Source organism: Acinetobacter sp. GN11 (genome assembly GCF_054823985.1).
Genome location: NZ_JRVL01000060.1, coordinates 1 through 9,248, shown reverse-complemented (window position 1 = coordinate 9,248; position 9,248 = coordinate 1). Strand labels below are relative to the sequence as shown.

The 9,248-nt window shown below is 38.9% G+C and carries 11 protein-coding genes; 9 read left to right on the top strand and 2 right to left on the bottom strand.

Translation table 11 applies throughout. The features are described from left to right. Positions 1-38 precede the first annotated feature (38 nt). From NL42_RS07780 to NL42_RS07765, 4 genes are read left to right on the top strand one after another with little or no spacing between them, the layout of a single operon-like run. Entirely contained in the window at positions 39-1,013 is a 975-nt protein-coding gene (locus tag NL42_RS07780; protein ID WP_461312341.1) for an acyl-CoA dehydrogenase, read from the top strand. Beyond that, entirely contained in the window at positions 1,001-1,795 is a 795-nt protein-coding gene (locus NL42_RS07775; RefSeq protein ID WP_461312340.1) for a PIG-L deacetylase family protein, read from the top strand. Before NL42_RS07780 ends, NL42_RS07775 begins: the two co-directional genes overlap by 13 nt. Further along, positions 1,770-2,369, top strand: a complete 600-nt coding sequence (locus tag NL42_RS07770; protein WP_461312339.1) for a class I SAM-dependent methyltransferase — start codon at positions 1,770-1,772, stop codon at positions 2,367-2,369. The genes NL42_RS07775 and NL42_RS07770 overlap by 26 nt, the downstream gene beginning before the upstream one ends. Then, the gene (locus NL42_RS07765) at positions 2,366-3,010 is read left to right on the top strand and encodes a glycosyltransferase family 2 protein (RefSeq protein WP_461312338.1); all 645 of its coding nucleotides are present in this window, start codon (positions 2,366-2,368) and stop codon (positions 3,008-3,010) included. Before NL42_RS07770 ends, NL42_RS07765 begins: the two co-directional genes overlap by 4 nt. A 4-nt stretch (positions 3,011-3,014) precedes the next feature. Here NL42_RS07765 and NL42_RS07760 read toward each other — a convergent pair whose 3' ends face one another. After that, positions 3,015-3,377, bottom strand: coding sequence for a DUF3592 domain-containing protein (locus tag NL42_RS07760; protein ID WP_461312337.1), 363 nt, complete (start codon positions 3,375-3,377; stop codon positions 3,015-3,017). Between the two features lie 246 nt (positions 3,378-3,623). Here NL42_RS07760 and NL42_RS07755 point away from each other — a divergent pair, with 246 nt between their 5' ends. From NL42_RS07755 to NL42_RS07735, 5 genes are all read left to right on the top strand, one after another. Continuing rightward, a complete protein-coding gene (locus tag NL42_RS07755) occupies positions 3,624-4,871 on the top strand; it encodes a mechanosensitive ion channel family protein (RefSeq protein ID WP_461312336.1) in 1,248 nt (415 codons plus the stop codon). A 221-nt stretch (positions 4,872-5,092) separates the two neighbouring features. Beyond that, a complete protein-coding gene (locus NL42_RS07750; protein WP_461312335.1) occupies positions 5,093-6,034 on the top strand; it encodes a metal-dependent hydrolase in 942 nt (313 codons plus the stop codon). A 1-nt stretch (position 6,035) separates the two neighbouring features. Next, on the top strand, positions 6,036-6,932 hold the full coding sequence (locus tag NL42_RS07745) for an alpha/beta fold hydrolase (RefSeq protein ID WP_461312334.1): 897 nt from the start codon (positions 6,036-6,038) through the stop codon (positions 6,930-6,932). A gap of 22 nt (positions 6,933-6,954) precedes the next feature. Then, positions 6,955-8,196 carry an NADH:flavin oxidoreductase/NADH oxidase family protein gene (locus NL42_RS07740; RefSeq protein WP_461312333.1) on the top strand — a complete coding sequence of 414 codons (1,242 nt, stop codon included), beginning with the start codon at positions 6,955-6,957 and terminating at the stop codon, positions 8,194-8,196. Positions 8,197-8,235: 39 nt separating this feature from the next. Continuing rightward, complete coding sequence (locus tag NL42_RS07735) at positions 8,236-8,715, top strand: DUF6632 domain-containing protein (RefSeq protein ID WP_461312332.1); 480 nt, start codon at positions 8,236-8,238, stop codon at positions 8,713-8,715. Between the two features lie 48 nt (positions 8,716-8,763). Here the strand turns inward: NL42_RS07735 and NL42_RS07730 are convergent, their stop codons facing one another. Further along, complete coding sequence (locus tag NL42_RS07730; protein WP_461312331.1) at positions 8,764-9,168, bottom strand: hypothetical protein; 405 nt, start codon at positions 9,166-9,168, stop codon at positions 8,764-8,766. Between the last annotated feature and the right edge of the window lie 80 nt (positions 9,169-9,248).

The window sequence follows — 9,248 nt, the reverse complement described above, 5'->3', positions numbered from 1 at the left end:
TGAATATTAAAATACCTATAAATGTGACGATATTAAGTATCTTGAGTGAATTTGAATCTGCCTTAGCTGAAGATAAAAGTAAGCTTCGTATAGATTTACTCTCTCAATTGGTAAGTTTAGCCAAAAATTTACCTCATCCAGCTTCGGGTCAGACTTATCAGCGCTGGCAACTTTTTGCTCAGATTGCTGGAGTCGATTTAAGTTTGGCGAAGCTTTTTGAGTCACATTGCGATGCCGTAAGCATTTTATATGAGTTGGGTTATCAGCAAGAAATAGATGACCAGCTTTGGGCAGTTTGGGCAGCAGACGGTGGACCAGCTCCATTGCAGGTAAAAGATAACCTGTGTAAGGGCGTAAAGCCTTGGTGCTCTGGTGCAGAGTTTATTCAAAAAGTTTTAATGAGTTTTAAAAATCAGCAAGGGCAGGCTCAGCTTTGTATTGTCGACTTGAGTTATTCCTCCATTAGCACGGACTTAAGCCACTGGCATGCCGTCGGGATGGATGCGACACAGACTGCAAGAGTAAGTTTTGAAAATACACCTGTTAAATTGATTGGTCATCCGAATAGTTATTTAAAGCGCTCAGGTTTTTGGCATGGCGCAGCGGGTGTTGCGGCTTGTTGGTATGGAGCCGCCGTTGGTTTAGCGGGTTTTTTACAAGAAAGTTGTCAGGTTAGTCCAAATCCTTTTAAAAAATTATATTTAGGCGAGGTCGCTCATCAATTAGAAATTACTAAGCAATATTTTAAATATGTTGCTGAACTGATTGACAGCAAACCTATGCTAAATCATGAGCGGGAAATACGAATATTACGTGCCCAAACAGAACAATGCTGTCTGAGTGTGGTTGAGCGAGTCGGGAAGGCGTTAGGTGCTCGTCCTTTTTGTGAAGATGCTACTTTTGCACGGCTCATGGCTGATTTGCCTGTGTTTATCAGACAAAGTCATGCTGCTTTTGACTACCAGCAAATTACAGAACTCTGTTTATCGGACCAAAGCCTATGGGAACTTTAAAACATCCTTTGGTCGAAGACCGCATTATTTTTGGTGAGGGTACGTCCAAAGAGCAATGGTTAAATGCATTTCAACAACAACCTTTAGCTGCTTTAGATCTTGAGTTGTTTCGCTCTAAAAGGGTGGTGATTGTCGCTCCACATCCTGATGATGAGGTGCTTGGTTGCGGCGGCTTAATGCAGCAACTCATTGCGCTGAATTGTAAGATCCTCATTTTAGCGGTGAGTAACGGCACCCAAAGCCATCCTAACTCTACAAAATATCCTCCAGATCAGCTCAACATTCTTCGTCCGCAAGAAAGCTTGGCTGCCTTAAAGTGTTTAGGGGTAGCAGAGTCAACCGAGCATATAGAGCTTAATTTGTTAGATGGTCAGATTCATTTGCAAACCGATCAACTGTGGCAGAGTTTAGAGCAGATAGTTCAAGCCGACGATATTCTAATTTGTAGCTATGCCTTTGATGGCCACCCAGACCATGAAGCAGTAGGTAAAACCGTACAAGCTTATGCAAACGCTAAGCAACTTCTATGTTTACACGTATTAATTTGGGCTTGGCATTGGGCAAAACCTTTAGACTCACGAATTGATTGGTACCGAGCAAAAGCCTACCGCTTAACCGAAGAACAGCTAACTAAAAAACATCAAGCAATTTTGCAGTTTAAAACCCAACTTGAAGCAGATGAAACCACGGGCAATGCTGCGGTTCTTTCTTCAAGTGCGATTAAACGTCTTTTAATGCCTTATGAGGTTTATTTGAGTGATTCATTCTCGCACGTACTTTGAAGATTTATATCGTCATAACAGTGATCCGTGGGGCTATGACTCTCATTGGTATGAAGATCGTAAAAGACAAATTTGTCTCGCGCTGCTGACAAGGCCTCGTTACTCGAAAGTGTTAGAAGTGGGCTGTTCAAATGGACATTTAAGTTTTCATTTGGCGCAAAGAGCCGAGCAATTGCTGTGTATAGACGTCTCTGAGAATGCTGTTCGTTTAGCATCCGAGCGCTTAAAAGAATTTGAGCATGTGGTTGTTGAAAATAGAAAAATACCTGAAGACTACTCAATTCAAAAATTCGATCTCATTTTAATTAGTGAGATGGCCTATTACTTATCGGCTGATGAATTACAGCAGTTTATTGAAAAGTTAAAACATAGTTTAAATGACGATGGCGAGATTCTGTGTTGTCATTGGCGTCATGAAATTCAAGATTTTGAATTAAATGCAGAACAAGTCCATCAAGGCTTTCAGCAACATTTTCCATTTCATCACTATCTCAGCTTAAACGATCCAGATTTTATGATTGATCTATGGACGGCGAACACTTCCTCTTTAGCACAGCAGGAAAAATTAAGATGAAAATAGGTATCGTCATTCCAGCGCATAACGAAGAGCACTATCTATCTGCCTGTTTGCAATCTATTCAGGTCGCTATAGATAACATTAGCGGTTATGACGTAGAGGTGATTGTGGTACTGGATAACTGTACAGATCAGTCGCGGTTGATTGTACAAAGCCATCAAATCAATTGGATTGAATGTAACTACGCATGTGTTGGGCAAGCACGAGATTTAGGAATTCGCCATTTAATTGGGCGTGGCGTGACATGGATTGCATGTACAGATGCAGATACGGTGGTCAGTCCTGATTGGCTGCGCTATCAAATCCAGCACCAACCTACAGATGCAATTTGCGGTACTGTAACGCTCGATGATTTTAGTCATCTCTCTATAATGAAACGGCAAAAATATTTAGCGCATTATAAAGATCAGATGGATCACGCGCATATTCATGGGGCAAATTTAAGTTTTAGTGCAGAGGTTTATCTTTTGGTAGGTGGCTTTGAGCCTATTTCATGCCATGAAGATGTGTCTTTAATCAAAAAATTGATCAAGCATTGTTGCAATATTACTTGGAGTAATCTGGTTCGAGTGACAACGAGTAGTCGCTTAAACGGACGGGCACCGCAGGGTTTATCGTACTTTTTAAATAATCTCTAATCACTTAAACCATGACTTCTCCCAATATCGAAATATTCTTTAAATTTTTAGGGTCATATTTAATTTTGATGATGCTACCGACCTTATATTGATCGTGATTTTGTTTAGCAATAAGCACCTTAAGGTTTTCAGTAATGATTTGGCCTTGCTCAGTTTGAAATTTCAATTTTAGATAACATAACGGGAGATATTGCACCTTAGCTAATGAGTCCTGAAAATATACAACCTCGGCCGAGGTAATGATTCCTCGTTTATAAATTAAAAACTTATGAACCAGACTTTTAAGAAAAAAGGACCAAGCAATATAGACAAAGAATAAGCTGAACCAGACCACTCCAATAAAAGTCAAAAAATCAGAAAATTTCACTCACTAAAACCAGAATTATTCGTTTAATGGATTATTCTAAATGAACAGATTTGTTCGATCTAGTTGATGTACGTGATCTAAAACATAAGCAGATAAGACATTAGTGTTAAGCATCAAAAATAATGAGATAAATAGCAGGGTATATAACTTAGTTGTTGTATTTATGCCTACATATGTAAACAAGTCTTATTATCAAGTGTTTTAGCCCTTAAAATTCTAGAAAATAAAGTTTTAAGGTGTATAGGTTTGGATTTTTTAAGTTTTTTCCGCGATATTAGGGTTCAGTTAAGCCATTATCCTTGGCTAGAAATGTTGGTTTCACTCACCATTTTGATTTTATTTGCAGCACTAGCAAATTTTATTGCTAAACGCATTATTGTTCGGGGCGTTCGCCACTTGGTGACCAAACTAAAATCACCCAATAAATCTATTTTTGCCCAGCATAGCGTCATAAAGAAATTTGCAAATATTGTTCCTGCTGTTGTGATTATGAACGGTATTGCAACGGTTCCTCATTTAACTCCAAAGTTCATTTCTTTTGTAGAAATGGGGGCACAAGCATTTATCTTTCTTACACTCGCGCTTACAGTCAGCGAGCTGTTAAATATCTTCAATCTTATTTATCAGCGTAATCCGAAGTCTAGAAACAAGCCAATTAAAGGCTACTTACAACTGGTTAAACTCATTTTGTTTGTTGTGTGTGGCCTGATGATTTTGGGAACATTCCTTAAAAAGGATGTGTTCACGTTACTGGCAGGTTTCGGTGCGATGGCAGCGGTATTAATGCTGGTTTTCCAAAACACTATTTTGTCTTTAGTGGCGAGTGTACAAATTGCCTCTTATGACATGGTGCGGATTGGAGACTGGATTGAGATGCCGTCGCTTAATGCAGATGGTGATGTAATTGATATCTCGCTGCATACGGTCACTGTGCAAAATTTTGATAAAACCTATACCACCATTCCAACCAATAAACTCGTTACCGATACGTTTAAAAATTGGCGAGGCATGAGCAATTCGGGCTGCCGTCGAATGAAGCGTTCACTCTTTCTTGATCAAAGCAGTGTTCATTTCATGAGTGACGAAGAGCAACAAAAGCTCAAAGAATTTTTATTATTAGACCAATATCTCGATGCAAAGAATTCTGAAATTGAAGAGTTCAATAAGCATTTAAGCAATCAATCTCGTTATAACAAGCGCCGTTTAACCAATATCGGAACATTTAGAGCCTATGTTGAATTTTATTTGCGCCAACACAAGGGCATTGCCCAAAATCAAACCATTATGGTTCGTCAATTACAGCCGACTAGCCAAGGTTTGCCTTTAGAAATTTATGCATTTACCAATACGATTGCGTGGGTTTCTTATGAAGCAATTCAGTCAGATATTTTTGACCACCTAATTGCGATTCTTCCCGAATTTGGTTTACGTGTTTACCAAGCGCCATCGGGTCATGATTTGCAAAGATTAACCACAGAGATTAATCCAAGTTAAGTTTTTAGCTATAAATCACAGTGTTCTCAACTATTTTTAAAAGCTCTCAAATGGGAGCTTTTTTAACTTTTTTCACTCTGAAAATGTTTACGTTAACCCTTATTTTAAAACGTTAATTATGAGTTCTTGACCGTTCTGACATCGGAATTGTCCTTTAATGATATTAACAAGTTCTATTTTAGAACTTAGTGTATAGATATCTTGAGGACGAGAAAAAGAACATGTACCCAAACACATTCAAAGATATGGCTTCTAAAACTTTATGGCCTTTATTTCCACGTCGTGTTGCTTTTGATTGGAATGAATCACCACTCCACTGGATGCCACAATCTCCAATGGGAAGTCATGCTGTAAACCATTTCAGTTTTACACTTGTGCGAGGAGAGTACTTTTTCTGCCGTATTTTTAATAAGGCATTGCCTTTTGTAACCGATGAAAAATTAAAAAAAGATGTAGAAACTTTTATCCGCCAAGAAGCGATTCATGCTCAAGCGCACAAAGAATCTATCGAAAAATATATTCAGCGTTATGGCGTTGATATTGAAAAACAATACGAACGCGTAATTGAACTCTTTGATTACATGCTTGCAGATAAGCCGTTTGGAAAAGTTCTACCAAAGCGTATGCAAAAGTCTTGGTTATTGTTTCGTGTAGGCATTGTTGCTGCTGCTGAACATTATACGTGTGCATTAGGCCAATATGCTTTGACGAAAGCACACTGGGAAGAAAAAGGCTGTGATCCAGCAGTAAGTGATCTATTTACTTGGCACTGTGCCGAAGAAGTTGAGCACCGAACGGTTGCTTTCGATTTATTTGAGCACTTAGGCGGTAACTATGCATTACGTGCTGCAATCATGAGTATGGTGGCACCCATTTTTACTTATTTAATGGTTAAAGGCACGCAGGAGCTTGCAGCAGTAGATCGTAGTTTACCTGAATCTCAACAAAGCTTAGCTCGCTTTGGTTTTTGGCAACAATGGTTTAAAGCAAGTTCTCAAGAATTAGTACCAAGTCCTGTCTGGTTTATGACTACGGCTAAAAACTTCTTTAAACCTTCGTATCATCCTTACTATGAAGGTTCAACTGAGCTTGCATTGGATTATATAAACCGATCACCAGCAGTCAAACTTTATGAAGAAATGCAAAAAGGATTGGTGAGCTAATATGAATACGAATATTGAAAAACAACAAAGATATATTCAGTCAGCTGATGTCACACTATCAATATATGAGTGGGGTACAGCGGCAGACAATCGTGAAACACTGGTGTTTATTCATGGTTATCCTGATGAAGCACAGATTTGGGATGAACTGGCTTCATTACTGAAGTCAGATTTTCATATTGTGACTTACGATGTAAGAGGTACAGGTTTATCTGGGGCTCCGTTATCCGAAGCGGGTTATCACATGGACTATCTCATTTCTGATTTAAAAGCAGTTATTGAGCAAACGAGTTCTCAGCAGCCTGTTCATTTGATTGGCCATGATCTTGGTGCTCTCCAAGGTTGGGAAGCGATTTTGGATGATAAGCTAAAACCATATATCAAAAGTTATACGGCTTTAGCGCCTAGCATTGATCATGCTGGTATGTGGTTTAAAGAAAATCTGAACAGTAAAGAGCTGGCGAGACAGTTTGCTGCTATCAAGCAAATGATTTCTTCGAGTTATATGTTGTTTTTCAATATTCCAATTATTCCAGAGCTAAGCTGGTATTTGGGCTTATCAAAAATATGGCCACAAGTGGTTTCACAACTCGAAGGTAAGAAAGTTAGACCACATCCTAATCAACTCAAAAATGCCGTACGTGGGTTAGGTTTCTATCGATTGAATCTATTTAAGCCATTAATGAACTCTAAAAAGCGTTATACCTCGGTACCTGTACATGTTTTATCGATGACTAAAGATCACTTTGTGCCTCAACACATCGTAGATAAACAAGACAGATGGGTAAATTCATCTTTTACACGTACTGATATTCATGCGGGTCATTGGGGAATTGCGAGTCATCCTGATTTAATCGCAATCCCTATTCGTAATTATATTCAAAAGCTCACTGCATAAAAAATAAAGCTGGAGGTCTAAGATGAAAAACGAATTAAAACTGGCATCACCCTTTGTTTTAAAAGATGGGTTTACACTCAAGAACAGAATTATTAAATCGGCTTTAAGTGAAGGGTTGGCTCATACAGATGGGCGACCGAGCAAAGAGCTGATTCAACTATACCGAACGTGGTCGCAATCTGGAGCTGGGGTTTTGATCACGGGTAACGTGATGATTGACTCTAGAGCAATTGGTGAGCCGGGCAATGTCATTATTGAAGACGAAAAAGATTTTGCCTTAATTAAAGAGTGGGTTGAAGTTGCTAAATCTGGTGGCAGTGACGTCTGGATGCAAATAAACCATCCGGGTAAACAAGCAATTCGTGGATTAAATCAAGAAACAGTTTCACCGTCAGCTGTGCCGTTCGGCCCGAAAATGGCCGCAGTTTTTGCTACACCGCGAGAGTTAACTCAGGACGAAATTGAAGACCTGATTCAACGTTATGCAACTACTGCAGAGATTGCCAAGAAAGCAGGGTTCTCTGGTGTCCAGTTGCATGGTGCCCATGGTTATTTAATTAGTCAGTTTCTTTCGCCACATCATAACCGCCGTTCAGATCAGTGGGGCGGAACTATCGAAAATCGACGTAGATTTGTCCTTGAGGTGTATAAGGAAATTCGAAATCGAGTCGGGGCTGACTATCCTGTAAGCATTAAATTGAACTCAGCCGATTTTCAAAGAGGCGGTTTTACCGAAGAAGAATCACTGGCAACCATTCAAGCACTAGATGAAGTGGGAATTGACTTAATCGAGATTTCTGGCGGAACCTATGAAAAACCGATTATGCAGTTGGGTAACCCTAAAGATTCCACAATCTCTCGTGAAGCCTACTTTTTAGACTTTGCTAAAAAAGTCCGTGAACAAAGTAAAGTTCCCTTAATGGTGACTGGCGGTTTTAGAAGTCTGCAAGGAATCGAAAGTGCTTTATCAAATAACGATCTGGATTTTGTGGGTCTTGGACGAATTTTCGCAATTGAACCGTTGGCATCAAAACGTTTATTAAGTGGGCTTGAAACCATAAACCAAGTTAAACCTTTAACTACGGGTATTAAGTTTATTGATAACTTGGGTGCGTTGGAAATCACTTGGTATACACGTCAAATGCATAGATTAGGGCGAGGGCGCTTGCCAATTCCAAATGAAAATGGACTCAAATCTTTTATTTTGGATATTAAAGATAAGGGACTGGGTATTTTCAAAACTCGTCGATTACGTGCTTCTTAAAATTATAAATTAAAGTTTATATCAATGAGGATATAAGTGATGTCGACAGACCATAAGATAAAAATATCGAGATTTAGCCTAGCCGCAAAATTTACGGGAATTAGCTTTCTACTATTTTTTGTCGGCGCAGCGCTTCTTATCTTTTTAAATATTCCTGCAATTTTACTTCAGTTCGAATGGGGTAAATTTTTGGTTCGATTAGTTCGCTGGGGGGAGTTGCATGGTGGCGGTGAACTTTACGAGTTGATGATCTCAGCCATCTATATTGTATGGGGCTGGTTTCTATTAAAAGCCGCCAATGAGCCTCTAAAAAACTATCTATTTTTTGAATTTACCATGATTGCAAATATTGCTCATTTCGGTGCAATGTTTGTTATGGGTTTGGTGATGACACATGAATCTCCACATTTAATTGGAGATGTATTGTTGGGTTGGGTTCTTCTCTTAATTTATATTTATTTCTGGTTACCTGTTAGAAAAATATATAAATCTGATAGTGAGTTGAATCGTTCAGTTTAAGACCTAGAGATTGGGGGAGAAAATTGAATTCGAACCCTACGCTTTAGGTTATCCAGCAAACCAGATATTCTGATGATCACACATTGGGCTTAAATGTTTAATGCGTAGATTGTCTTGCTCAAAATGACCACCCCCTCCAGCAATATCTAATTCGCTGCCTAAAGCTATATGCTTGCCTTTATAACTTAAAGTTTCTTTTTCTGAATCCCACTGAGCTGTGTGTTCCGGAAAAATAATGAGAATATCGTTTACATAAAGGCACTCCTGTTTTAGCTGCAATATTCCTTTTAAGCGCGCTGAAGCAGAAACACCATTAAACTGATAAACAGGGAGTTTCACCGCACTTGCATTTTCGTTCGCTTCTTGCTGCTGACATCCTGTAAGAAGGGCAAATACAACTACGCAAATCAATTTATTATTAATACCCAATTTTGTTCCTATAGGGGCTTCCATATAATTTTGATAGTAATGGACTAATGTTGCATATCAATCTTTAGATTGTTAGAGAAGATTTCATCTCACTACGGTTTAAA